Source organism: Atlantibacter sp. (assembly GCF_032062175.1).
In the GTDB taxonomy this organism is placed as follows: Bacteria; Pseudomonadota; Gammaproteobacteria; order Enterobacterales; family Enterobacteriaceae; genus Atlantibacter.
In genome coordinates this window covers 81,143-106,554 of record NZ_DAMBQK010000003.1, presented here as the reverse complement: position 1 = coordinate 106,554, position 25,412 = coordinate 81,143, and the positions used below count along the sequence as shown (strand labels likewise).

Genomic DNA, 25,412 nt, shown 5'->3' with positions numbered 1-25,412 from the left:
ATTATTTCACTCAGTGATTAACCTGGCTTTTGTGATCGACTGCAAAATTCATATATTCGATAAGCCATAAATATCTGTCCTGGCATCCTTGCGGGAAGATTATCGGGATCCGCTTTTCCGATGGTCAACTGCGCGCGGCTGTCAGGCATTTTATTGAGAAATATGTTCGACATTTCTGCCGAAAACCCGTTTTGAGACGATGCCGCCACATCGCCATATGAATAACCTGTTGATTTAAAAGGAAGATGGCTACAACCCCATTCTGGCACGTTGTTTGCTAAATCTACTTCGCAATGTGAGTGACCGGCTTTGCCCGGTTAACAATAACGAAGACTCAGGAGTGAGCTGATGAACCGGTTCATCTTTGCGGATCCCAATAAATGTATTGGCTGCCGGACGTGTGAAATTGCCTGTGTAATGGCGCACGGAGACGGCGATATCGCGCAGATAACGCAGTATCAGTTTTCGCCACGTATCCATGTGGTGAAAGGCTTTAGCGTCAGTACAGCGGTGATCTGCCGCCAGTGTGAAGACGCCCCTTGTGCGACGGTGTGCCCCAATGCCGCCATTACGCGCAGGAACGACTTCATTTATGTCGATCAACAAAAATGTATTGGCTGTAAAACCTGCGTGGTGGCGTGCCCTTACGGCACCATGGAAGTCGTAACAAAGGTCATGGTCAACGATGACCACGCGTTAAGCAGCGGCCTGAATACCCGCGCTCAGGCCAATAAATGCGATTTGTGCCATACCCGCGATCTCGGTCCCGCCTGTGTTGAGGTGTGCCCGACGAAAGCGCTGGTGGTGATGGACAGAAATGCCGTCGAAAACATGGTGCAGGAAAAACGCCGTCGCGCGGCGCTCGATATGTCAGTCTCAGGATCCTTCTTAAACTTTTGACTCCCTGGTCAGGGGAAAAGGTTACGCAATGGAAAAAATCATTTCTGTGTGCCCGTACTGCGGTGCAGGGTGCAAACTCAATTTGTGTGTGGAAAACGGCAAAATTGTCCGCGCTGAAGCGGCAAACGGTGTTACCAACCAGAACGAACTCTGCCTTAAAGGCTATTACGGTTGGGATTTTCTTAACGACACCCGGTTGCTGACGCCACGCCTTCAGGAACCGATGATTCGTCGCCGGAAAGGAGGGCCATTTGAAGTGGTCTCCTGGGAGGAGGCGATCCGCTTTACCGCATCCCGCTTGCAGGAGATCAAGGCCAAATACGGCCCGAAATCGATCATGCTAACCGGATCGTCGCGCGGCACCGGAAATGAAACCAACTATGTGATGCAGAAATTTGCCCGCGGGGTGATTGGCAACAACAACATCGACTGCTGCGCCAGGGTATGCCACGGCCCGTCCGTAGCGGGGTTGCGCCAGACCCTCGGCAACGGCGCGATGAGCAACTCAATTTCTGATATCGAAAATTCAGCGTGCTTGTTGGTATTCGGCTACAACTGCGCCGACTCTCATCCCATCGTGGCCAGGCGCGTAGTGAAAGCCAAAGAGAAGGGCGCGAAAATTATCGTCTGCGACCCGCGTAAAATCGAAACCGCGCGTATCGCCGATCAGCATCTGCAAATGAAAAACGGCAGCAACATGGCGCTGGTTAATGCCTTCGCCCACGTACTGATCGAAGAAGATCTCTACGATAAAGCTTACGTTGCCAACTTCACCGAAGGCTTTGAGGCGTACCGCAGTATTGTGGCGGATTACAGCCCGGAAGCGGTGGAGGAGCTGGTGGGCGTCCCGGCGCAGGAAATCCGCCAGGCGATGCGCACCTACGCCGCTGCGCCGTCCGCTACCATTATGTGGGGCATGGGCGTGACGCAGTTTGGTCAGGCGGTTGACGTGGTGAAAGGGCTCTCAGGCCTGGCGCTGCTCACCGGCAATCTGGGCCGCCCGAACGTGGGCGTCGGCCCGGTGAGAGGGCAGAACAACGTGCAGGGTGCCTGCGATATGGGTGCGTTGCCGGATCTGTTCCCTGGCTATCAGTCGGTAAGCGAGCCGGCGGTGCGGGAGAAATTCGCCAAAGCCTGGCGTATCGATCCGCAAACCCTCGATCCTGAACCGGGGTATCGCATCACCGAAGTGCCCCACCTGGCGATGGAAGGTAAGGTCAAAGCCTATTACATCATGGGGGAAGATCCGCTTCAGACCGAAGCCGATTTAGGGTTGGTGCGCCGTGGGTTTGATGCCCTGGAATTCGTCGTGGTGCAGGACATTTTCATGACCCAAACCGCTGAACAGGCCGATGTTATCCTGCCCGCCACCAGTTGGGGCGAGCACGGCGGGGTGTTCTCCTGCGCCGATCGCGGTTTCCAGCGGTTCGAAAAAGCCATCGACGCCAAAGGGAACGTCAAACGCGACTGGGAGATCATCAGCCTGATCTCCACCGCCATGGGCTATCCGATGAAGTACGAAAACAACGAGGCCATCTGGAACGAACTGCGCGAACTGTGCCCGCTCTATTACGGCGTGACGTGGGAGAAAATGGCCGGGCTGGGCCACGTGCAGTGGCCGTGCCCGACGCTGGAACACCCCGGCACGCCGTATCTGTATCAGGGCAATACCTTCGCCACGCCGAGCGGCAAAGGGCAGTTGTTTGCCACCGCCTGGCGCGCACCAGCGGAAATCCCCGATGAACGTTACCCGCTGGTGCTGTGTACCGTGCGGGAAGTCGGCCACTACAGCTGCCGCTCGATGACCGGCAACTGCCGGGCGCTGGTCACGTTGGCCGATGAGCCGGGCTTTGTGCAGATGCATCCGGACGATGCCCGCCAACTTGGCGTCGCCAATCAGGCGCTGGTGTGGGTGATGTCGCGGCGTGGCAAGGTGATCTCGCGCTGTAATTACAACGAGCGGGTCAACCGTGGCGCGGTGTATATGACCTATCAGTGGTGGATTGGAGCCTGTAACGAACTGACGCAGGACAACCTCGACCCCACATCAAAAACGCCGGAAACCAAGTACTGCGCGGCGCGGGTTGAGGCGATTGACGATCAGAAATGGGCCGAGAACTTCGCCAGCCAGTCGTATAACGATATGAAAGCCCGGTTGCGTCAGCATGTTGACGGCGCGGTTCGCGCGATAGCCTGAATGAAAGGCGGACACGCGTCCGCCTTGTTTCCGTTTCATTGCGTTATACCTTAACGCGCCTCATTCCAGTCAGTTAATGAATGACGCTCTCCTTGCGCCAGGTTACTCTGGCGCAAGCGGTTTTATTCATGCACAAACAGTCATTAAGACAATAAACAGTCATTTAGACACTATTGAAATGACAGCTTCTCTGATTTATAATTTTCATCGTCTTGATTTTATTGATATTTATTTTTGGCATGGAAGATGCAGAGCAATAGTTAACTAACTTCACTTTCGAGGTAAGACAAATGGCTCATCGCATTCCTGTAGAATATAAACACACCCGTTCCACCGCTTTCTTTGACAGTTCCTCCGTTCCTCAGGCGTTATTAACCCATCACAACACCAAAAAAGATGTCTACGGTCGCCTTTCTGTGATGCGCGGCGCGGTAAAATATATTGGTTTTAAAAACGAGCACGATCAGACCCCGGAAATTGAGCTGATCATTAACGAAGGGCAGTTTGGCGTCAGCCCGCCGCAGTACTGGCATCGCATTGAACTGCTTACGCCGGACACTTATTTCAACATCGACTTTTTCGCTGCCCCGGATGCAGAACTGGATGGCAAAGGGTTTGGCCAGGTGGTGCAGACGAAGAGCAGCAACTGACAGGAGAAGATAATGGGCGCGCGTCTCGATCGTGAAAAACTCACCATCCAGAAAATGATTGCGCTTTATCAGCGTAAAAGCCCGCAGGCACTGGCAGAGCCTGCCCATTATCAGGCGCTGTATGAATATGCCATGAAGCGCCTCGATAAATGTGCCTTTGGTGAAAACAAACCCGCCTGCCGCCAGTGCCCGATCCACTGTTATCAACCGGCAAAACGTGAAGAGATGAAGCAGATTATGCGTTGGGCCGGGCCGAAAATGTTATGGCGGCACCCGATTCTAACCCTCCATCACTTAATTGACGATCGTGCGCCGGTGCCGGAAATCCCCGAGAAGTATCGCAAGAAATAGCTTTCTACCCCGCTGGTGTCACAAAACCCTAACCCTCTGCGGACGGGGGGTTATAAACCCACGGGAATGTTAGGGGTAGTCGCGCTAGCGGCTTGATTTGAGGCAATTTTTGAACTTGCTGAGTTGCTATTTTTTCGCCACGAAAACAACAACAGTGGTGAAGAAATGCAAGTTAACCGTAGGGGCTTTTTCAAAATGTGTGCCGGCGGGATGGCCGGTACCACCCTGACCGCGCTGGGCTTCGCGCCGTTTGATGTCTCAGCCGCGCCGCGTCAGTACAAACTGTTACGCGCCAAAGAGACCCGAAATAACTGCACCTACTGCTCCGTGGGCTGCGGGCTGATTATGTACGGCCTGGGCGACGGCGCAAAAAACAGCACTTCCAGTATTTTTCATATCGAAGGCGATGCCGATCATCCGGTGAGCCGGGGTTCGCTGTGCCCGAAAGGCGCGGGTCTGATCGACTTTATTCACAGCAAACAGCGTTTACAGTACCCGGAATACCGCGCGCCGGGCAGCGATAAATGGCAGCGCATTAGCTGGGACGAGGCGTTTGAACGCATCGCGCGCCTGATGAAGGCGGACCGTGATGCCAACTTCGTCACCACCAATAAACAGGGCGTGACGGTGAACCGCTGGGCCACTACCAGCATGCTGTGTTCCTCTGCCGCCAGTAACGAAACCGGGATTATCGATAATAAATTCGCGCGTGGTTTAGGCATGGTCGCCGTAGAAAACCAGGCGCGCCTGTGTCACGGCCCAACGGTAGCGGCGCTGGCACCGAGCTTTGGTCGCGGGGCGATGACCAACAACTGGATCGACATCCGCAATGCCGACGTGATCCTGATTATGGGCGGTAACGCCGCCGAAGCGCACCCGGTGGGCTTCAAATGGGTGGTGGAAGCGAAAAAACGCCGTGGCGCCAAGCTGCTGGTGGTTGATCCGCGCTTTAACCGTTCCGCCGCCGTGGCCGATCTGTATGCACCGCTGCGCCCAGGCAGCGACGTGGCGTTTCTGGCCGGTATCGCCCATTACCTACTGACCAATGACAAAATCCAGCATGAATATGTGCGTGAATTCACCAACGCCGCGCTGATCGTACGCGAGGACTTCAGCTTTACCGACGGGCTGTTTAGCGGCTACGACGAGGCCACCCGCCAGTACGATCGCAGCACCTGGGCCTACGAACTGGACGCCCAGGGCCAGATTAAACGCGATGACACCCTGAGCCACCCGCGCTGCGTGTTTAATTTGCTGAAAGCCCACGTCAGCCGCTACACCCCGGAGATGGTAGAAACGCTCTGTGGTACGCCGAAAGCCGATTTTCTGAGCATCGCCAAAACCCTTTCCGAAACCGCGGCTAAAAACAAAGCCGGTTCGATCCTCTACGCGCTGGGCTGGACGCATCATACCAACGGCGCGCAGATCATCCGTACCGCCGCCATCGTGCAACTGCTGCTGGGCAACATTGGCATGATGGGCGGCGGCATCAACGCGCTGCGCGGCCACTCCAACGTGCAGGGTTATACCGACCTCGGCCTGCTGGACGGCTCGTTGCCAGGGTATCTGCCGCTGCCGAGTGAAAAGCAAACCTCGCTGCAAACCTTTCTTGAGCAAACCACGCCGAAATCGGTGATGCCGGGCCAGGTGAATTACTGGAAAAACACCCCGGCATTTATGGTGAGCCTGCTGAAAGGCTTTTACGGCAATGCCGCCACTGCCGACAACCAGTGGGGCTATGACTTCCTGCCGAAATGGGACAAAAAATACGATGTGATGAGCATGGTCAACCAGATGGTAGACGGCCAGTTCAACGGTCTGCTGGTGCAGGGTTTTAACGCGCTGGCGTCGTTTCCCAATAAAAATAAAGCGGTAGACGCGTTTTCGACGCTGAAATACATGGTGGTGATGGACCCGCTGGCCACCGAAACCGCCAGCTTCTGGCAAAACCATGACGAAATGAATGCCGTGGACAGCAGCGCCATCCAGACCGAAGTGTTCCGTTTACCCACCGCCTGCTTTGCGGAAGAAAACGGCTCGGTGGCTAACTCCTCACGCTGGTTGCAGTGGCACTACGCCGCCGCCAATCCGCCGGGCGAAGCGCTGCATGACAGCAAAATTCTCGCCCATCTGTTCCTGCGCCTGCGCGAGCTGTATCGCGAAGAGGGCGGGGTGGGTGCGGAGCCGCTTCAGGCTATCGACTGGAACTATGCCGATCCGCACGATCCCCAGCCGGAAGAGATCGCCCGGGAATCTAACGGCCGCGCCTGGCAGGATGTGTATGACAAAGACGGTACGCTGATCGCCAAAGCAGGCCAGCAGTTAAGCGCCTTCGCCCATCTGCGCGACGACGGCTCGACCAGCAGCCTGTGCTGGATTTACACCGGCAGTTGGACCGAGCAGGGCAACCAGATGGCGAATCGCGATAACGCCGATCCGTCCGGCCTGGGAGCGGTCAACAACTGGTCGTGGGCGTGGCCGATGAACCGCCGCATCCTGTATAACCGCGCCTCTTCCGATGCACAGGGCAAAGCCTGGGACCCGGAACGCCCGCTGATGCAGTGGAACGGCAAACAGTGGCAGGGTTTTGACGTACCGGATTACCCGCCAACCGCCGCGCCAGAGGACAAAGTTGGTCCGTTTATCATGCTGCCGGACGGTCTCGGCCATCTGTTTGCGCTCAAAAAACTGGCCGATGGCCCGTTCCCGGAGCACTACGAACCGATGGAAAGCCCGATTGGCACCAATCCGCTGCACCCGAAGGTGGTGCACAGCCCGGTAGCACGCATTTTCGAGCGCGACGCAAAAATGCTCGGCACGGCGGAAAACTTCCCGTATGTGGCGACCACCTATTCCATAACCGAATTGTTCCGCCACTGGACCAAGCACGCGTTGATCAACGCCATCGCCCAGCCGCAGCAGTTTGTCGAAGTGGGCGAGCAACTGGCGAAAGAGAAGGGCATCAGCGCCGGGGACTGGGTAAAAGTGTCATCGCGCCGTGGGTTTATCAAAGCCAAAGCGGTGGTGACCGCGCGCCTGCATACCCTGAACGTGGACGGAAAACCGGTCTCTACTATCGGCATTCCCTGCCACTGGGGTTTTGAAGGCACCACGCGCAAAGGGTTCCTCGCCAATACCCTGACGCCGAGCGTCGGTGACGCCAACTCGCAAACGCCGGAGTTCAAGGCGTTCCTCGTCAATATTGAAAAGCTGTAAGGAGCGCCTGTGTCTATGCAATCTCAGGACATCATTAACATTTCCGCGACTAACGGATTAACACCGCCCCCCGAGGCGCGCGATTTTAAGCAGGAGGTCGCCAAGCTTATCGACGTGTCGACCTGCATCGGCTGTAAAGGCTGCCAGGTGGCGTGTTCCGAGTGGAACGACATCCGCACCGACGTGGGTGAAAACATTGGCGTTTACGATAACCCCATCGATCTGGACGCTAAAGCCTGGACGGTGATGCGCTTTAGCGAAACCAAAGAGCATGGCCGCCTGGAATGGCTGATCCGCAAAGACGGCTGTATGCACTGCGCCGATCCGGGATGCCTTAAGGCCTGCCCGGCGGCAGGGGCGATTATTCAGTACAAAAACGGCATCGTTGATTTTCAGTCTGAACACTGCATCGGCTGCGGTTACTGCATCGCGGGCTGTCCGTTCAATATTCCGCGCCTCAATAAAGAGGATAACCGGGTATACAAATGTACCCTGTGCGTGGATCGCGTGGCGGTGGGCCAGGAGCCGGCATGTGTAAAAACATGCCCGACCGGCGCAATCCAGTTCGGCACCAAACAGGAGATGATTGAGGTTGCCGAAATGCGTATCGCCGATCTCAAATCGCGCGGCTACCCCAACGCCGGGCTATATGACCCACAGGGCGTAGGCGGCACCCATGTGATGTATGTGCTGCATCACGCCGACAATCCGGCGCTATACCACGGACTGAAGGCCGACCCGCACATTGATACCTCCATCAACCTGTGGAAGGGCGCGTTAAAACCGCTGGCCACCCTCGGCTTCCTGGCGACCTTTGCCGGGCTGATTTTCCACTACATCGGCGTGGGTCCGAATACCGAATCCACGGAAGAGAAATCGGAGGACATCCATGAATAACGAACCCAACATCCTGCGCACCCGTTTTATTGACCGCGCCGTTCACTGGACGGTGGTGATCTGCTTTTTCCTGGTGGCGCTGTCGGGCATCGCGCTGTTTTTCCCAACCTTACAATGGCTCACGCAAACCTTCGGCACCCCGCAGATGGGGCGCATTTTGCATCCCTTCTTCGGCGTGCTGACCTTTGTGATGCTGATGTTTATGTTTTTCCGCTTTGTAAAGCACAACCTGCCGGAGCGGGAAGACATCTCATGGGTGAAGAATATTGTTGAAGTGCTGAAGGGCAACGAGCACCACGTGGCGGACGTCGGCAAATATAACGCCGGGCAGAAGATGATGTTCTGGACCATCATGAGCATGATTTTCGTGTTGCTGGTGAGCGGGGTGATCATCTGGCGGCCCTGGTTCGCCGACTCTTTCCCGATCCCGGCGATCCGCTATAGCCTGCTGATCCACGCGGTGGTCGCCATCGTGCTGATTCACGCGATCCTGATCCACATCTATATGGCGTTCTGGGTTAAAGGGTCGATTAAGGGCATGATCGAAGGCCGCGTCAGCCAGAGGTGGGCGCGCAAGCACCATCCGCGCTGGTATCGTAAGCTGATGGCGCGACGCAACAGCCAGGGCTAATTGCCTGAAACGACACTGCCTCAGGTATATTATCCGCCTGAGGCATTTATCACATTTTCGATTACGGGTAATACCGCCTCTCAGATATATCCTTTCGTGATGCTGGTTAATAAATTCGTTACTAAAAGTGAGAGAAATAAATAGTCTTATAGCGAATAGTTAAATTGTGCATTTAATCACGGACAAATTTTAAAACCTGGTTATCTTTATGATTCTTTTTAACCAGACAGAGGACGATGTAATGAAACACACCGCGTGTTATCGCCTCATAGCGAAAGGTGGCTTAAACGCCTGGTATAATCTCGACCCGCGCATTTCCAACGATTTTCCTCGTTAATTCTCCGGTTATTCCCTTATTAAAACAGACAATCTGAACACTGCGTTTGGATGATATTTATTGCGCATTGATCCGCCGTAAATATTTTCCGCGCAGCAGGGTAATTTTTTGGAGGATATATTATGAAACGCATTCCTGAGCCGTTCCGCATTAAAATGGTTGAAAACATTCGCATGACCACCTTTGACGATCGCGTTAAAGCGCTGGAAGAAGCGGGATATAACCCTTTCCTGCTAAAAAGCGAAGATGTCTATATCGATCTGCTGACCGACTCCGGCACCGGGGCAATGAGCGACCGCCAGTGGGCTGGCCTGATGATGGGCGACGAAGCCTACGCCGGTTCACGCAACTACTTCAATCTGTGCGAAAAAGTGCAGGAGATTATCGGCTATCCCTACACCATCCCGACCCACCAGGGCCGTGGCGCGGAGCAGATCCTGTTCCCCAGCCTGATTGCGCGCTGCAAATCCAAACGCCCGGTGTTTATTTCCAACTTCCACTTTGATACCACCGCCGCGCACGTCGAGTTAAACGGCGCGAAAGCGATTAACGTGGTGACGCCGAAAGCGTTCGACACCACCTCCTGGTATGACTGGAAAGGCAATTTCGATATCCCGCAGTTGAAGGCAACTATTGCGGAACACGGTGCGGAAAACGTAGCGGCAATCATTACCACCGTTACCTGTAATAGCTCTGGCGGGCAGCCGGTGTCGCTGGCGAATATGCGCGAAGTGTATGACATCGCCAAACAGCACAATATTCCGGTAGTCATCGACTCCGCGCGCTTCTGCGAAAACGCCTGGTTTATCAAGCAGCGCGAAGAAGGCTACGCCAGTAAAAGCGTGAAAGAGATTATCCGCGAGATGTACCAGTACGGCGACATGCTGACTATGTCTGCGAAGAAAGATCCGCTGGTGAACATTGGCGGCCTGTGCTGCTTCCGCGACGACGAAGACCTGTTTAACGAAGTTCGAATCCGCTGTGTGCCGATGGAAGGCTTTGTCACCTATGGCGGGCTGGCGGGGCGCGATATGGAAGCGCTGGCGATTGGCCTGGAAGAGGGCACCAATGAAGACTTCCTGGCGTACCGTATCAACCAGGTGGAATATCTGGGCGAACGTCTGCGCGAAGGCGGTATCCCAATTCAGTACCCGACCGGCGGTCACGCGGTGTTTGTCGACGCCAAACTGCTGCTACCCCACATCCCGGCGGAACAGTTCCCGGCGCATGCGCTGAATAACGAACTGTACCTCGAAGCGGGCATCCGTAGCGTAGAGATTGGTTCACTGCTGCTGGGCCGCGACCCGGAAACCGGCGAGCAGAAACCGTCGCCAATGGAACTGCTGCGTCTGACCATACCGCGCCGCGTTTATACCAATGACCATATGGATTACATCGCCGATGCGTTAATTGCCGTGAAAGCGCGCGCGTCCACCATCAAAGGGTTGACCTTCACCTATGAGCCGCCTGTGCTGCGCCACTTTGTCGCTCGCCTGAAACCCGTTAAATAATATAAACAGGCGCTCCCGCAACAGGAGCGCTCAATATTTGTTCCAGGATAAAGAATACACAAAACTATTCGAGCTGTATCAAGGCGGCAACTGAGTGAATCCCCAGGATCTTACATAAATAAGCGACTGGGGTGAACGAAGGCAGCCAACGCAGATACAGCTTGAATGGTGAAGTGTATTTAGCCTCGCGAGGAAAACGCTACATGGCTACATTATCGGTTACAAATAGTACCCCGTCGTTAATTGGCGGCGCGATGATTATTGGTGGAACCATTATTGGCGCAGGCATGTTTTCATTGCCGGTTGTTATGTCCGGCGCCTGGTTTTTTTGGTCACTGCTGGCATTAGTCTTTACCTGGTTTTGTATGTTGCATTCCGGATTAATGATCCTGGAAGCGAATCTTAATTATCATATAGGGGCAAGCTTCGACACCATTACCAAAGATCTGCTAGGTAAACACTGGAATATTATTAATGGCGTTACCGTTGCGTTTGTACTTTATATATTAACCTACGCCTATATCTCTGCCAGCGGATCGGTTATTCATCACACTTTCTCGCAAATGAATATTGATTTCCCGGCCAGGCTGGGGGGATTGTTGTTTGCCTTAGCGGTGGCGTTTATCGTCTGGCTAAGCACCCGGGCGGTGAGCCGGATGACCACCCTCGTTCTGGGCGCCAAAATCCTTACCTTTTTTATGACCTTTGGCGGCCTGCTGTGGCACGTCCAGCCAGCAGTACTGCTGAATGAAGCGGAGGTTGCCCCGCAATATCTGCCGTATGTGTTGATGACGCTGCCGTTCTGCCTGGCGTCGTTTGGCTATCACGGCAACGTACCGAGCCTGATGAAGTATTACGGCAAAGATCCGTTAACCATTCGCCGCTGCCTGCTATTAGGCACGTTAATGGCGCTGGTGCTGTATGTGATCTGGCTGGTAGGCACTATGGGCAATATTCCGCGCCCGGCGTTTATCGACATCGCCGAAAAGGGCGGCAATATTGACGTACTGGTGCAAACCCTGAGCGGCTTATTAAGCAGCTCAACCCTCGATCTGCTATTAACCGTTTTCTCTAACTTCGCGGTCGCCAGCTCCTTCCTGGGCGTGACGTTAGGCTTATTTGACTATCTGGCCGACCTGTTTAAATTCGACGACAGCCGCCAGGGGCGGTTTAAAACCGCGCTGGTGACGTTCTTACCGCCAATCCTCGGTGGTTTAATCTGGCCGAACGGGTTTATATACGCTATCGGATTCGCCGGGCTTGCCGCCACGGTGTGGGCGGCGATTGTTCCGGCACTGCTGGCGCGCGCTTCCCGGCAACGTTTCGGTAGCCCGCGCTACCGGGTGTGGGGTGGCAACGCGATGATTGCACTGATCCTGCTCTTCGGTGCCGCCAACGCGTTAATCCATATTTTGTTTAGCATGAATCTGCTGCCAGTTTATAAATAACCGTTATTCAGGCCTGAGCGCTTGCGCTTCAGGCCTGAATACTAACCGGCACAGCTCCTCACTCAGGCTATGGGCCAGCGTTTCCAGCGCCCGTTTCACTTCCTGAAAATTGCCCGGTACCCGTTCGAAATAGGGACAGGTAATTACCGCTTTGGCAAAACCATCAATCCCCTTTATCGGATAAGAAATAGAGGTCAACCCCACGATGTGATCGTGCACAATTTGCGCATATCCCTGCAACGCGATTTCAGCGAGCTGTTCCGTTAGCACGCCACGTAACGTGTGGTCAAGCCTGTAGTTACGCATCAGCGACCATGCGTCATGATCGTTCGCCATGGCGAGAAAAAGCAGCGATGAGCTGGACTTAACCGTATTCAACACCGACCCTTCGCGCGCGCTGATTGACGGCGTGAAATCGGGATGGGCATGCGCGCAGATACGAATCGCGTTGTCATGGCAGGCTGCAAGATGGCAGGGCTGATTGGTTCGCCAGCTAAAGTCTCTCATTTGATCGATGCAAAACGGCGACGTCGCCAGCTCACGGATCCAGTGAGGGCTGTTGCGCAACAAGAGTTTATCCGTCAGGTGGTAATAGCGCTGTGCATCCTGAGAAAGATACCCTTCATCTTCCAGACAGACGACGATACGGAAAAGTTGACTGAATGATGACTCCAGTTCGATCACTAACTGTCCCATGCTTTTGGGCGTACCGCAGTTAGCCAGATGCATGAGCACCTGAAGCCCCCGACTTAATGCCGGGGCGCGGTACGCGGCGGTGCGATTAGACATTCTGCCTCCCAGAAAATATTAAGATGAGTAAAGTGTGCCGACGACAGGCGGGGCGCTTATCGCTTAACAGGGTGTTGACCATTTCAAAAAAAAGAAGTAATAAAATCTATCAGGGTTCTCAATTACAGCTAATTCAACTTAATTCGGACTTTCAACCCTTCTTTAATGGGTAATATTGATGCTTTAACGCGCGAAGTGAGGCCTGGCATTAAAATAGCTTCAAATGAAATAATATTGAAACCGGGTGTCTCATAAACTGGCTTCGTTTCGATACGATATTTTTCATTTGAAACCCCATAAATAATGTTAAGGATCGGGACGACTTATATAATTCCGAATTTGTTGTAGGCTTCAACCGTCGTCATACCTTCCTTAAGTGCGGCTAATATCCTGCCTTCCCCTTCGGCTTTTTCGAATGCGCCGTGGAAGGCATCATCCACGGCCTGGGCGGGGATAACTAATACGCCATCCCGATCGCCATAGATGACATCGCCGGGTGCCACACGTACGCCATCAAGCTCAATGGGCACGCGCCAGTCAACCACCTTGCCGCGCGGGCCCTGGTCCTGGGCGTAACTGCCAAAAGACGCGACGGGAAAGTTAAGACGCAGGATTTCATTCGTATCGCGATGGAAGCCATGAATAACCGCCCCCGCAGCGCCGCACTGAAGCGCACGCATCGTCATTAAGCCACCCCACTGGGCATAACGCAGCGACCCTCCAGCACAAATAAATATTTCATTTTCCTTAAGATCGTCTAATGCATGAAACAGTAAACCAAACGGCTTTTCGCTTATTTCATTATGACCCGTTGCCTGCTGTTGAAAAAAATCGGCTTCCAGTACCGGCATAGCGCGACCAATAATCACCATATTGGGATCAATAGGTTTAAGTTGCGGATTCAAGAATTGATGTTGTAAACCCATCGTATCCATAACATCGCCGACTAAAGCAACAAAGAGTTTTTCTTTTACCAGTGAAAAAAGCATATTGTCGTCTGACCAGTATTGACTCATCAATAACTCCTCTGCTTATGCCGGATGAGATTCGAATTTTATTTATGAACTTGACCCTTCCTTAAGTAAGTCAAGCCCGGCTTCTGAATTAGCCTTCAGTAGGGTTGGTTACCAATGTGGATGTATGCGCTGATCATGCGTTAAAAGTTATAACCATAGAATCACTTGCGTTGATTTTATGGTTATATTATTCGGTATTTTCGAATGCACATTGTTTGGCCTTTTGATTTTTCAACGGGTAGGTAGCAGATAAATGTTTAATGTTTGCGCTATCAAGCCACAGACTATCCATTACTGCAAGGGTACGGGTATTATTCCATTCTGATCGGAGCAACAATGTATAAGCCCTGTCACCATAAACCCGACGCCCGTAATAAAGCCCTGATGATTTTTGTGAATTCGCGGTGAAGGCACGAGAGTAACGCTTATTCCTTCGCCGATTAATCGCAAAACTTTTCCCGCCAGCATAATCAAAATCTTCGGATAAGTATTTGCCCCGATGCTTCAAATCCTTCAGTAACGGAATATTCCGATTCTGGTCACGTAATGCCTTAAGCGAGATCGAGGCGCTGGCTATTAACGAGTCTACTGAGAGAGCTGATAAGAATCGCTGAACATACGAGGGTTGCGGGTTGCTGGGCGTCGTGTTTGTGAGGCAAGCGTGGTATGTATTTGAAATAATACCTGTACGAAAATGATTGTGAAATTCCCCTGTCATGGCAACTGAGCGCATGTTTATCGCGCCTCTGAGGTATCCAGGCGATGGGGTATTCCACTTTTTTAGAAGAGCTAATCCGTTAAGTGAATTGTTCCTGATAGTTTGTTGATATCCCGGGCCGGGTACATTATGTAAAATTCCTGGCGTGGGTGTCGTTAACGCTGCACGCAGGTATACCTTGCCAGATGACCACTTTATCCAGAAATAATAAATGTGAGTATGCAAAGAATGATCTGACTCATCATTCGGTAATTCCTGATTTTGCGGGCGAGTCCTTGCGATAGAAACTGAATTCTCTTTGCGTCCAAACCATTTTAGGCTGCGAAGTTGTTTCATCGATAGGCCTTAAACAAGATCAAGCAGGGGTCTGGTTAATATAATATTAAATATCGCCCACTGATCAACGGTTCGGCCTGCGCGGTTTTTTAATACCTTAGGGTTAAACAAAGATATATATCTCGGTTTTAACAAAAAAAGCTTTTACTGGTAAAAAAGGAAAGCATTTATATAAATGTTAAAGATTAATGTTGTTTTTTATCAAGATGTTGCATTAATTATACAAATAAACACTTTTCATAGGTGAAACTTTTGACCTGATAAATTTGTTCTTGTTTTGATAAGTGCGTCACAAAATTTCAGGGGCGAAAATACGGAGAGATTAAGAAAATGCTCAGACCCTTTTCATTATTCTGAAAGGGTCTGGAAAATTTCACAACTGTTGCAGCGCCTCAATGTGGAGGGTAAATGCCAAATGCTCTCCCGCCATTAATAACCGCAATCCCGGCTGCCCTGGCTGATTATGGGCGTTTACCGGATGCGTCTGGGGTTCCAGGCAAATAAATTCACTTTGCGGCGTCTGATAAACCATCAGCCACGGAGTATCACTACGGAGAATAATTGCACTTTCATCGTTGATGAGCCGGGCAACGCCATTCCAGCCGGAATATGCATTGTTCATCCATTGCGCGCCAGGCCTGGACGGCACCATGAAATCCAGCGCGGCGGGTATGACAGAGGCCCATTCAAGCGGTAAATGCCGTTCATCTTCAGGCCAGTACCCGCTGGCAGAAAATTGCAGCTGCGTTTGCGGCGTTTTGGCAAAGAAAGGATGAAACCCCGCCCCATAAAGCATTGGTGTAGCGCCACAGTGAGTAATCACTAACTGCGCGATAAACCGGGTCTCTGCAAGGGTATAAGTGATTTGTGCATGATAGTCGAAGCCGCATGTCTCCTTCGCACGCCGTTGCAGGGTGATGGCGTTCTCTTTGATTTCAGAGACTTCCCACTGTGTTAACCAACCATTGCCATGTAAAAATCCGTCCCGATCGCCAGGCCTGGCGGGCAAATTAACCGTTTTACCACGTTGAGCAAAACGGTTTCCTGCTACCCGGTTTGCCAGCGGTAACATCGGAAATAGCGAGCTTTCGCCAGCATGAAAGGGAGTATCGCCCTGCCAGGGACGGAGTATCGGTTGCTGAGTGGCGGTTTCCAGCGCCAGCAGTGCCGCGCCTTGTGAGGTGACCCGCATCTGAAGATGCGGGTTTTGTAGCGTGAAGATCTCCATTACTGGCTTACGCGATGCGCGGAGGAGGCATGCAGCGGATTGCCGTCTGCCATTTGTTTTTCCAGTGCTTCCAGCGTGACGCCTTTGGTTTCCGGCACTTTACGCAGGACGAAAATATAACCTGCCGCGCAAATCACGCCATAGAGCATAAAGCTACCCGCCGCGCCCAGCCCGGCGTTCAGCAGCGGGAAGGTGTAGGTGAGAATAAAGCAGGCCACCCACAGCGCCAGCGTACCGACCGACATGGCCAGGCCGCGCACCCGGTTGGGGAAGATTTCCGACAGCAACACCCAGGTAACTGGCGCGAGAGTCAGCGCGTAAATGGCGATAGCGGCAAGCACCAGTACCAGCACCGGCCAGCCGAGAATGCCCAGGCCGTAGGCGGCGGCGATCAGCGCATAAATCACCGTCAGGCCCGCCGCGCCAATCAGCATCAGCTTGCGACGGCCCAGTTTATCGACCAGCGGCAGCGCGATGAGGGTGAACACCAGGTTGATTAAGCCCGTGGCGACAATCGATTTCAGCGTGCTGTTAATATCGAAACCGGCGGAGGCGAAAATTTCCTGGGCGTAGTTAAAGATGACGTTAATGCCGCACCACTGCTGGAACACCGCCAGCACCATGCCGATGATGATAATCGGCTTCACTTTTGGCTCCAGCAGGGCGGAATAACTCACTTTCTGGGCGCTGGCATCAGCGCTCAGGGTCTGCTTAATGTCCGCAAGAGTCGTATCGGCATAGTGTTGCGAACCGATTTTCAGCAGCGTTTTACGGGCGCGTTCGGTTTTCCCGGCATAGGCCAGCCAGCGCGGAGATTCCGGCACAAAGAACATCATCACCAGGAACAGGAACGACGGTACTCCGCAGGCGGCGAACATCCAGCGCCAGCCCATCTGACCGTTCCAGCTCTGCTGGATTTCCATCAGTGTGGCGTTAGCGGCCACCGGTTGGGCAATCGCCAGGTTAATCAACTGCGCGGCCAGCACGCCGATCACGATTGTCAGCTGGTTGATAGCCACGAACTTGCCGCGCTTTTCCGCCGGACTGACTTCGGCGATATACATCGGGCTTACTGCCGCTGCCAGGCCAATCCCGATACCACCCACAATACGGAACACCACGAACAGATCGAAGTGAGTGGCGACTGCCGTGCCCCACGCCGAAAGCGTAAACAGGATTGCCGCAATGATCAGCGGGATTTTGCGGCCCAGCCTGTCGGCGCACCAGCCCGAGATAAACGCGCCGAAAATGCAGCCTACCAGCGCGGAGCTCATCGCCCAGCCGGACACCGCCGGATCGGTAATATTGAAATAGGCCTCATAAAAGGGTTTCGCCCCGCCAATCACCACCCAGTCGTAACCAAATAACAGGCCACCGCAGGCGGCGACCAGGCAAATCATCCATATGTAGCCCATACGGAGTTGTTGAGTGTTATGCATGATGTTCCTCTCCCGTTGAGAGAAGTTGTTATGGGTAGGGGGATTGCTCCCCCCGTTTAGTTAACCAAGGATCGGACTCTTGCTCAGGGCCAGCAGCAGATGCGCTTTATCGTGCGCCGGGTTGAGCGTGAGTAGGGTGTCGATGCGCTCGCTAAAGGCGTGGCGCTCGCCCAGCCCCAGATAGCCCAGCGCTTCGACAAACAGGCAGTGCTGGCGCTGGCGCAGCTGCGGGTCGCTGTCCAGCACCACCAGATCCGGCAGGGAGACCGCGAAGAAATCGCTTTCCACCGGGTCGTTCTGGTGCTGCTGCCCCCAGTCGATAAACTGGCGGAAGCGGGCGTCGGCCTGCTGGTGCTCACCGAGGCGCTTCAGTGCCATGGCCTGCCAGAACTGGTAATCCACCGGCTGATCGTTGTAGTAGCGTCCGGCATCGAGGCCCGCGTCGCCCTGGGTGGCCTGCCGCCAGGCTGCATCGGCTTGCTGGGTTTCCTGTTGCTGTTCGGCGCACCAGCCCAGTAGATACCAGATGTCGTTATCGGTTTGCCCGGCCAGGCGGCCTTCGCCGAGATTAAGCGGGTAGTGCAGCGCTTCTTTCAGCAGGGTTTGCGCGCGGCGGTAATCGCCGTGGTGGATCGCCTCTAATGCGCGGCGCTGCTGGTTAATCAGATACTGGCCGGTGACTTTTCCTTCGCCGCCTTCCCAGGGGTGGAACGTGCGTTCTGCCAGCACCGCATGAGCCTCGGCGTTTTTGCCGTGGATATGCCACAGGCTGAGCAATTCGGCGGTAAGATCGTCACGCATCAGTACCACAGGTTGGTGTTTTTCCAGCAGAGACAGGCGCTGCGCGCCAGGGCGGCACAGTTGTTTATGCAGGTAATCCAACTCGAACAGCAGGCGCGGGTTTCCTGGCTCCAGTTCTGCCGCTTTGCGCAGCGAGGCTTCCGCCTGCGCGGCATCGTGTTGTTTGTTCCAGGACCAAATACCCAGCAGGCGATGAACGGCGGCGAAGTCAGGCAGTTGCTGGCGGGTAAACTCCCAGCAGGCCACCGCTTCCGGATACAGCTTTTTGCTGTAACAGAAACAGCCCAGCAGATATTGCGCGAAGCCGTCTTCCGGTAGCTGGCGCAGCATTTCTACTTCCTCTACCAGGTTCGGGAAGCGTACTTTGATGGAAAAATTGGCTTTGGCCTGATCCAGCCAGTGCTGGCGCTGCGCGGCGTCTTCTGCCAGCGTCGCACGCCACAGCAGCGGCAGCGTCTCCAGGTTATCCAGCAATGCCAGCAGCTCGCGGGCCTCAGCTTTCATGCCCAGATTCACCAGCCATCCCGCCAGCACCGAAGCGTTAACGCCGCGCTGGTTGGTCACGTCACGCAGTTGAGTAAGCGCTTGCTCACTTTTCGAAATGGCATAGCGGGCGTAGTGCAGCGCGTAGCTCAGCGGGTAGTCGGTAAGCTGCTGCTCAGCGTAAGTTAATGCCGCGTCGCGCTGACCGTTTTGCGCCATCAGCAGGGCATTCAGCGCCATTGCCAGGTTGTTGCTGGCGTTGAACCGCAGGCTTTGCTGGCAGAACGCCAGCGCTTTGGCGCTATCGCCACGGCGCAGGGCCAGACGGGCCAGGTCATAGAATGCCGCGTCCCGGCAGTTGCCGCTCCAGCTGGCTTTGAAATAGTGATCGTAAGCCGCATCAAGCTGGCCCTGTTTCTCCAGCGCCGCGCCCAGCAGTTGGCTGGCCTGGCCGCATTGCGGGTTTTTATTCAGGCGGTGCGCACGTTTTAGCGCCGCTTCGGCATACGCCTGTGCCTGCGGCCACCGGGCGCGGTTAAACTCCAGCGTTGCCAGCGCCACATTGCAGCGGTAATCGTTCGGGTCGAGTTCCAGCGCGCGCAGATAATAATCGAAGGCGGAACGGCTGGCGTGCAGGTATTGCTCCAGATGCTGGCCGATGAAATAGAGTTCATCGCCGTTGGTGATGTCCGCAGGCAGCGCCGGGGCGCAGGCGGCATCGGGCAGCGGCGTTTCTTCAGCAATATGCTCAAGGTAATCCAGCATCGGCTGGCCGCTGGCGTCACGAAGAAGTAAAGTCAGACGGTCCGGGAAGCTATCGGCAAGGGTTTCCTGCCAGGCCTGAGCCGGGGTTAACGTCAGCGGCTGCTGCCAGACAACGTCCCCGTTTTGTGACAGTTCCAGCGTCACGTCGGTCAGCGGCGCAATAGCGTAGACGCCGAGATGCAGTTGCCCGCTGTGGCGCTCCAGCTTGATCGCCGCGTCGGTGTTGGCGTTCTGCAACGTCCCGAGATGGCTATACGGCAGGAAGTTCTGCACAAAGACTTTTTCTTCGAACGGCGCAATCCACGTAAAGTCCGGCTGGTTGTCGGTGAAGACCCCGGTCATCAGCTCAATATACGGGCCGTTTTCATCGGTCAGGTTACGATCCCAGGCCTGGCCGAAATCGCCATAGCCCCAGCTCCACTGTTTTTTGCCCGGCGATACGTGGTGATCTGCCACGTGTAGCAGCCCGCCGTTTTCCCCGTGGTGCCAGGCACCGACAAAATCGTAATCCGATTTATCCGCCATGTAGGAGGTGGGCACCGGGATGTTTTTGTAGCGCGAGATATCCACGCCCGCCGAGTAGTCCACTTTGTAATAGGTGCCATGAGCAATCGGGAACGAGGAGACGTCGCGTTTGCCGTGGTCGAATACCGCGGTGACGTCTGGCGGGAAGACGCTCTGGTGATCGTCGCCGCCTTTCACGGCGGGGTTAGCCCACCACAGGAAGTGGCGCGGTGTGGCGTTGGGGTTAAAGACTTTGCCGGTAATTTCAATCAGCGCTTTGTGTGGATAGAGCGTAAAACCGGTCATCACCTGCAAGCCGCGCATCGGCTCCACTTCACCCAGCCAGACGGTTTGCGAGCCGTCGTCATTATCTTTAATCGTCACATCCACCGGCATAAACGTGGTGGGGCGATGGTGCTGCGGCCAGTTAAACTCGATCCCGCCGGAGATCCACGGGCCAACCAGGCCGACCAGCGCGGGCTTGACCACGTCGTTGTAGTAAACGAAGTCGCGCTGCATCACTTTATCCCACGCCCGGTGGATGCGCCCGCCCAGCTCAGGCAGCAACATGACTTTGATAAAGTCGTTTTCCAGCCAGACTGCCTGATAGATTTTGTCTTCGCGCTCACCGGTGAGCGTATCAATCACGCCATACGGATAGACCGCGCCGGATGACCCCTGGTAAACGCGTTTTTCGAGAAACATTGGGTTCGGATCTTCCTGACCCGTGGTCCATGTCGGTAAGGAAATGCTCTCTCGCCAGACCTTCACGTTGCCGTACATGTGCATCTCTCCAGTAAAAAAATGACAGTGAAATAAGGTATGCTGTCATTCTGGACAACAAATTCGTGGCGGTAACACGCAGTGGTCACGGAATACAGTTAACGGAGTTTAGTGAAGTGACGATCGTTGGACTGAATAATCAGCGGGTGCGGCAGTACAATAAAAAGGCGTTAATGACGCTGATTTGGCAGGAAAAAGTGGTCAGCAAATCGCAGTTGGCGCGCCAGACCGACCTGTCGATTCCTGCCGTGAGTAATATTCTCGACGAGCTGGTAGAGGAGGGGCATCTGGCTCATTCACAGCACACGTTGAGTAAACGCGGATTAAGCAGCGGCAGCTACCAGATCCCGTTAACCGGGCCGTTAACCCTGTGCCTGAACGTGACGCCGACCACCATCGAAAGCCAGTTGGCGGATCAGCAGCTATCACCGCTGGGCGAATACGCAAAAACCCATGTCGATGCGCCGCACCCGGAAGCGCTGCTCGCGGCGATGTTAAGGATTTGCCATCAATACGCCAAAACCTGGAGCGGCAATACGTTCCGTCTTGCCATCGCCATCCACGGGCAGGTGGACCCGGTCACCGGCGTGTCGCAAACCATGCCGCAGGCCCCGTGGAAAGCACCGGTGGAAATCAAATATCTGCTGGAAGAAAAGCTCAAATGGCCGGTGCTGGTGGATAACGACTGCGTGATGCTGGCGCTGGCGGAAAAGTGGCAGAACCCCAGCCGCCAGCAGGATTTTTGCGTGATTAACGTCGATTATGGAATTGGATCTTCGTTTGTGATTAACCGGCAGATTTATCGCGGCAGCCTGTACGGCAGCGGCCAGATTGGCCACACCATCGTCGACCCGGACGGTATGGCCTGCACCTGCGGGCGCTACGGCTGCCTGGAGACGGTGGCTTCCCTGACGGCGTTAAAAAAGCAGGCGCGGGTGTGGTTTAAAAGCCAGCCGGGGATGGGCGATCAGGATATCGACAAACTCACCACGGCACATTTGCTGACCCTGTGGCGGCAGCACGATCCGATGGTGGCGCAGTGGGTGGAAAACGGCGCCACCACGATTGGCCTGAGCCTGTATAACTTTCTCAATATCCTGAATATCAACCAGATCTGGTTTTACGGACGCTGCTGCGAGTTTGGCGAGCGCTGGCTGGCGGCTATTACCCGGCAAATAAGCACTAACCCGTTCGATCCGGCGGACCCAACGCGTGTCAACGCCACGCGAGTCGCCTTTGGGCAGTTAAGCCGGGCGCAGCAGATTATGGGGATTGGCTATTTGTATGTGGAGAAGGCGCTGGAGAATTTTTAGACAAAACGGTTTCATTAGGCGTTATTGTTGCAGACAGTGTTGAAAAAACGTGCTGGCGGCAGTGAGTGCGGGCCGTCCAGCACGTGTGCTATTTAAAACACCAATTACGCAGCCGCCAGTGGCTGCAATTTAATGCGATCCAGCGGACCGACAATAAATACGTAAGAAAACAGGCCAATCAGCCCCATCGAGCCGACGTATAAAATGGCGTAATCAAAAGAGTGGGTGGTGGTCAGGATGTAGCCGATCACCAGCGGAGTGATGATGCTCGCCAGGTTGCCGCACATATTGAATACACCGCCCGCCACGCCCAGCACTTCTTTTGGCGAGGTGTCGCTCAGCACACACCAGCCCAGGTTGCCGAAGCCTTTGGCAAAGAACGCAATGCTCATCGCCGCCACCACAATCACTTCCGACTGGGTGTAGTTAGCGCTCACAATTACGCAAGAGAGCAACATGCCGCAGATGATCGGCACTTTACGGGCGTAAGTCAGGCTGTGGCCTTTACGCAGCAAAGAGTCCGAGAACATCCCGCCGATTAAACCGCCCGCGAACCCGGCAATTGCCGGTATAGAGGCGATTAACCCCACCTTAAGGATCGACATCCCTTTGGCCTGGTACAAATAGGTCGGAAACCAGGTGAGGAAGAACCAGGTGATGGACGTGACGCAGAACTGGCCGATATACACGCCGATCATCATGCGATTCACGCAGACCTGTTTTAATTGCGCCAGCGAGATTTTTTGTTTCTTCTCCTGCTTGCCTAATTCCGGCTCGCCGCCGCCTTGCTTAATATAATCGAGTTCCTGCTGGTTAATTTTCTTGTGCTTAAACGGGTCCTGAACAAAACTCAGCCAGAATATGCCAAGAATAATGCCGATACCGCCGATATAATAAAACACATAATGCCAGCTTAAATTATGCAAAATAATGGTCATTAACGGCGTAACGATGCCTAAAGAAATATACTGCGCCGCCTGGTAAACCGAGGTGACAAATCCGCGTTCTTTATTCGGGAACCACTGCACGCTTAACCGGCTGTTGGCCGGGAAAGCCGGTGCCTCAATCGCGCCCATCAGTAAACGCAGCGTGACCAGCGCCATCAGCGGGGTGGCAAACAGGTAAATCGTACCCTGTAACATGGTCACCAGCGACCAGCCAATCAGCGCCACGCCATAGACCAGCCGGGAGCCGTAGCGGTCCAGCAGCCAGCCGCCGGGGATTTGCATAATCACATAGGAAATACCAAATGAGGAAAACGCCAGCCCCATCATTTCCGGATCGAAAGCTAATTCTTTACTCATAAACGGAGCCACTACGGATAACGTGGCGCGGTCGGCATAATTAAATACGGTAGCTAAAAATAAAAAAATTAAAATCGTATAGCGAACATGGGTTTTGGCCTTGAAATTATCCATGGAAGATAACTCCTGCGTAGGGTTATTAATTGTGAACGAGAGGATGGTATTTATTCCAGGTGGATAATGCCCGGTCTGACGCCGTTATTATTTATCCACCCGGAAAAATTAAGGTTGCTTACCGAATTCGCATTCCAGCACCGTCCATTTACGGGCCTGCTCGCTAATAGAGAAGCCCAGACCATGACGGTCGGAAACGTGCATCCGGCCATCGCGCAGTTCGAGCTGTTCGTTGAACATCGGGTTCAACCATTCGAAATGCTCCAGCCACGGCTCGATAGGGTAGGCCGCCGCCAGGTGGAGGTGCACTTCCATAGCGAAATGCGGTGCCAGCTTGCGACCGTGTTTGGCGGCCAGATCCATAATTTTCAAAAACGGTGAGATGCCGCCGACGCGCGGCGCGTCCGGCTGGACGAAGTCGCTGGCGTTGCCGAGGATCAGCTGTTCATGTTCGCGGAAACTGGTGAGCATTTCACCGGTGGCGATAGGAGTATCCAGCGCGGCAGTCAGCGCGGCATGGCCTTCCACGTCGTAGGCGTCCAGCGGCTCTTCAATCCAGATCAGGTTGAAATCTTCCATTTTACGGCCCATGCGGATAGCGGTTTCGCGGTCCCACTGCTGGTTTGCGTCGACCATCAGCGGGAAAGCATCGCCCAACTCTTTACGCACGGCGGTTAAGCGGCGGATATCTTCCTGCGTATTCGGCTGGCCCACTTTCAGTTTGATGCCCCCAATGCCGCTTTCACGGGAGATCGCCACGTTCTTCAGCACCTGATCCAGCGGAGTATGCAGGAAGCCGCCGGAGGTGTTGTAGCACTGCACAGAATCGCGGTGCGAACCGAGTAGTTTCGCCAGCGGAAGCCCGGCGCGTTTGGCTTTCAAATCCCACAGTGCGATATCGATCGGGGAGATCGCCTGCACCGCCATGCCGCTGCGGCCCACGGACGCGCCCGCCCACAGCAGTTTGGTGTAGATCTTGTCGATATCGTTTGGATCTTCGCCCAGCAGATTATCGGCGATCTCTTTGGCGTGCGCATAAATCCCCTGGCCGCCTGCGCGTTTCGAGTAGCTGAAACCGACGCCTTCGAAGCCGTCGCGAGTGCGGATTTCGGCAAAGATAATCGCCACTTCGGTTAACGGCTTTTGACGGCCAGTCAGCACTTTTGCGTCGCTCACCGGCGTAGCCAGCGGCAGGAAAGAGAGGGAAATTTTTACCCATGCAATGCGGTCGCCGGTCTCGGCGGCAGTTTTCGCATTCGTCACTTTGGCGTAGGTCACGGCCTGGGAGTTAGCACTATCGATCATAAGAGTCTCCATTAACCCGGTGATTTAAAATGTTTGCGCTAACATTTGTATGCCTGAGCGCATGTTAGCGCTATCTTTTGCGGGTTGAAATGCGATTCAGATCGCAATTAGCCACTTAACTGATCGTTTTTTGTGAGGTTTATCGAGAATTTTAACCATCAATAATGTAGATGATTTTATTAAATGATTGCGCAATCATTTTGGGCGAAAGGTCGTTGATGAAATTTCTGGCGGTAGGAGTGATAAGGTTAAGAGTGAAAAACGAGCATAATCAGCGAGTTCATGCGCCCGGTATGGTCGGAATCCTTTCTGGATACGGGGCGATAATTGGCCGATAATGACCGGCGCTTTCACGCTCCATCAGAGGACGGTTGTT

18 protein-coding genes and 1 pseudogene are annotated in these 25,412 nt (G+C 54.2%); 11 read left to right on the top strand and 8 right to left on the bottom strand.

Going from position 1 to position 25,412, the window contains the following annotated elements:
• Nucleotides 1-348 precede the first annotated feature (348 nt).
• The 10 genes from hydN to mtr all read left to right on the top strand — a co-directional run bounded on the left by hydN (nt 349) and on the right by mtr (nt 12,138).
• Nucleotides 349-900: an electron transport protein HydN gene (gene hydN, locus RT120_RS04435; protein ID WP_312979927.1), complete on the top strand. Its 552-nt coding sequence runs from the start codon at nt 349-351 to the stop codon at nt 898-900.
• A 28-nt stretch (nt 901-928) separates the two neighbouring features.
• Complete coding sequence (fdhF, locus tag RT120_RS04430) at nt 929-3,097, top strand: formate dehydrogenase subunit alpha (RefSeq protein ID WP_312979925.1); 2,169 nt, start codon at nt 929-931, stop codon at nt 3,095-3,097.
• A gap of 290 nt (nt 3,098-3,387) precedes the next feature.
• Nucleotides 3,388-3,747 carry a DUF1971 domain-containing protein gene (locus RT120_RS04425; protein ID WP_312979922.1) on the top strand — a complete coding sequence of 120 codons (360 nt, stop codon included), beginning with the start codon at nt 3,388-3,390 and terminating at the stop codon, nt 3,745-3,747.
• 12 nt (nt 3,748-3,759) lie between these two features.
• On the top strand, nt 3,760-4,098 hold the full coding sequence (locus RT120_RS04420; protein WP_409515021.1) for a nitrous oxide-stimulated promoter family protein: 339 nt from the start codon (nt 3,760-3,762) through the stop codon (nt 4,096-4,098).
• A gap of 165 nt (nt 4,099-4,263) precedes the next feature.
• Nucleotides 4,264-7,314, top strand: a complete 3,051-nt coding sequence (fdnG, locus tag RT120_RS04415; RefSeq protein WP_312979919.1) for a formate dehydrogenase-N subunit alpha — start codon at nt 4,264-4,266, stop codon at nt 7,312-7,314.
• Between the two features lie 9 nt (nt 7,315-7,323).
• Nucleotides 7,324-8,211, top strand: a complete 888-nt coding sequence (gene fdxH, locus RT120_RS04410) for a formate dehydrogenase subunit beta (protein ID WP_312979916.1) — start codon at nt 7,324-7,326, stop codon at nt 8,209-8,211.
• On the top strand, nt 8,204-8,842 hold the full coding sequence (fdnI, locus tag RT120_RS04405; protein ID WP_312979913.1) for a formate dehydrogenase-N subunit gamma: 639 nt from the start codon (nt 8,204-8,206) through the stop codon (nt 8,840-8,842). The genes fdxH and fdnI overlap by 8 nt, the downstream gene beginning before the upstream one ends.
• A 208-nt stretch (nt 8,843-9,050) precedes the next feature.
• Nucleotides 9,051-9,179, top strand: a complete 129-nt coding sequence (tnaC, locus tag RT120_RS04400; RefSeq protein WP_312979910.1) for a tryptophanase leader peptide — start codon at nt 9,051-9,053, stop codon at nt 9,177-9,179.
• Nucleotides 9,180-9,301: 122 nt separating this feature from the next.
• Entirely contained in the window at nt 9,302-10,690 is a 1,389-nt protein-coding gene (tnaA, locus tag RT120_RS04395) for a tryptophanase (protein ID WP_312979907.1), read from the top strand.
• A gap of 203 nt (nt 10,691-10,893) precedes the next feature.
• The gene (mtr, locus tag RT120_RS04390; RefSeq protein ID WP_312979905.1) at nt 10,894-12,138 is read left to right on the top strand and encodes a tryptophan permease; all 1,245 of its coding nucleotides are present in this window, start codon (nt 10,894-10,896) and stop codon (nt 12,136-12,138) included.
• Between the two features lie 3 nt (nt 12,139-12,141).
• Here the strand turns inward: mtr and RT120_RS04385 are convergent, their stop codons facing one another.
• The 6 genes and pseudogenes from RT120_RS04385 to RT120_RS04360 form a co-directional block, all read right to left on the bottom strand.
• Entirely contained in the window at nt 12,142-12,927 is a 786-nt protein-coding gene (locus RT120_RS04385) for a helix-turn-helix domain-containing protein (protein WP_312979903.1), read from the bottom strand.
• Nucleotides 12,928-13,250: 323 nt separating this feature from the next.
• A complete protein-coding gene (locus RT120_RS04380; protein WP_312979901.1) occupies nt 13,251-13,943 on the bottom strand; it encodes an RraA family protein in 693 nt (230 codons plus the stop codon).
• A gap of 187 nt (nt 13,944-14,130) precedes the next feature.
• Complete coding sequence (locus RT120_RS04375; RefSeq protein ID WP_312979898.1) at nt 14,131-14,997, bottom strand: hypothetical protein; 867 nt, start codon at nt 14,995-14,997, stop codon at nt 14,131-14,133.
• A gap of 373 nt (nt 14,998-15,370) precedes the next feature.
• Nucleotides 15,371-16,225: an aldose 1-epimerase gene (locus RT120_RS04370; RefSeq protein ID WP_312979896.1), complete on the bottom strand. Its 855-nt coding sequence runs from the start codon at nt 16,223-16,225 to the stop codon at nt 15,371-15,373.
• Nucleotides 16,225-17,673: pseudogene (locus tag RT120_RS04365) on the bottom strand (sugar porter family MFS transporter); the annotation flags it as partial. The pseudogene RT120_RS04365 and the gene RT120_RS04370, both read right to left, overlap by 1 nt.
• Before the next feature lie 51 nt (nt 17,674-17,724).
• Nucleotides 17,725-21,000 carry a DUF5107 domain-containing protein gene (locus RT120_RS04360; RefSeq protein ID WP_312979891.1) on the bottom strand — a complete coding sequence of 1,092 codons (3,276 nt, stop codon included), beginning with the start codon at nt 20,998-21,000 and terminating at the stop codon, nt 17,725-17,727.
• 173 nt (nt 21,001-21,173) lie between these two features.
• Between RT120_RS04360 and RT120_RS04355 the strand changes: the two genes are divergently transcribed.
• Nucleotides 21,174-22,313, top strand: coding sequence for an ROK family protein (locus RT120_RS04355; RefSeq protein WP_409515024.1), 1,140 nt, complete (start codon nt 21,174-21,176; stop codon nt 22,311-22,313).
• 104 nt (nt 22,314-22,417) lie between these two features.
• Here RT120_RS04355 and RT120_RS04350 read toward each other — a convergent pair whose 3' ends face one another.
• Together RT120_RS04350 and RT120_RS04345 are read right to left on the bottom strand one after the other, a co-directional pair.
• A complete protein-coding gene (locus tag RT120_RS04350) occupies nt 22,418-23,731 on the bottom strand; it encodes an MFS transporter (protein WP_312979885.1) in 1,314 nt (437 codons plus the stop codon).
• A 108-nt stretch (nt 23,732-23,839) separates the two neighbouring features.
• Nucleotides 23,840-25,036 (bottom strand): L-talarate/galactarate dehydratase, encoded by a 1,197-nt coding sequence (locus tag RT120_RS04345; RefSeq protein ID WP_312979883.1) that lies wholly within the window; start codon nt 25,034-25,036, stop codon nt 23,840-23,842.
• Nucleotides 25,037-25,412: the final 376 nt, after the last annotated feature.

Bases quoted from the DNA above. Each gene is read 5' to 3' on its own strand.
- RT120_RS04385 (WP_312979903.1), bottom strand. From the start codon at position 12,927: ATGTCTAATCGCACCGCCGCGTACCGCGCCCCGGCATTAAGTCGGGGG.
- RT120_RS04360 (WP_312979891.1), bottom strand. From the start codon at position 21,000: ATGTACGGCAACGTGAAGGTCTGGCGAGAGAGCATTTCCTTACCGACA.
- fdhF (WP_312979925.1), top strand. From the start codon at position 929: ATGGAAAAAATCATTTCTGTGTGCCCGTACTGCGGTGCAGGGTGCAAA.
- RT120_RS04420 (WP_409515021.1), top strand. From the start codon at position 3,760: ATGGGCGCGCGTCTCGATCGTGAAAAACTCACCATCCAGAAAATGATT.
- RT120_RS04370 (WP_312979896.1), bottom strand. From the start codon at position 16,225: ATGGAGATCTTCACGCTACAAAACCCGCATCTTCAGATGCGGGTCACC.
- hydN (WP_312979927.1), top strand. From the start codon at position 349: ATGAACCGGTTCATCTTTGCGGATCCCAATAAATGTATTGGCTGCCGG.
- RT120_RS04345 (WP_312979883.1), bottom strand. From the start codon at position 25,036: ATGATCGATAGTGCTAACTCCCAGGCCGTGACCTACGCCAAAGTGACG.
- RT120_RS04355 (WP_409515024.1), top strand. From the start codon at position 21,174: ATGACGCTGATTTGGCAGGAAAAAGTGGTCAGCAAATCGCAGTTGGCG.
- fdnI (WP_312979913.1), top strand. From the start codon at position 8,204: ATGAATAACGAACCCAACATCCTGCGCACCCGTTTTATTGACCGCGCC.
- RT120_RS04350 (WP_312979885.1), bottom strand. From the start codon at position 23,731: ATGGATAATTTCAAGGCCAAAACCCATGTTCGCTATACGATTTTAATT.
- RT120_RS04375 (WP_312979898.1), bottom strand. From the start codon at position 14,997: ATGAAACAACTTCGCAGCCTAAAATGGTTTGGACGCAAAGAGAATTCA.
- RT120_RS04425 (WP_312979922.1), top strand. From the start codon at position 3,388: ATGGCTCATCGCATTCCTGTAGAATATAAACACACCCGTTCCACCGCT.
- fdnG (WP_312979919.1), top strand. From the start codon at position 4,264: ATGCAAGTTAACCGTAGGGGCTTTTTCAAAATGTGTGCCGGCGGGATG.
- tnaA (WP_312979907.1), top strand. From the start codon at position 9,302: ATGAAACGCATTCCTGAGCCGTTCCGCATTAAAATGGTTGAAAACATT.
- mtr (WP_312979905.1), top strand. From the start codon at position 10,894: ATGGCTACATTATCGGTTACAAATAGTACCCCGTCGTTAATTGGCGGC.
- tnaC (WP_312979910.1), top strand. From the start codon at position 9,051: ATGATTCTTTTTAACCAGACAGAGGACGATGTAATGAAACACACCGCG.
- RT120_RS04380 (WP_312979901.1), bottom strand. From the start codon at position 13,943: ATGAGTCAATACTGGTCAGACGACAATATGCTTTTTTCACTGGTAAAA.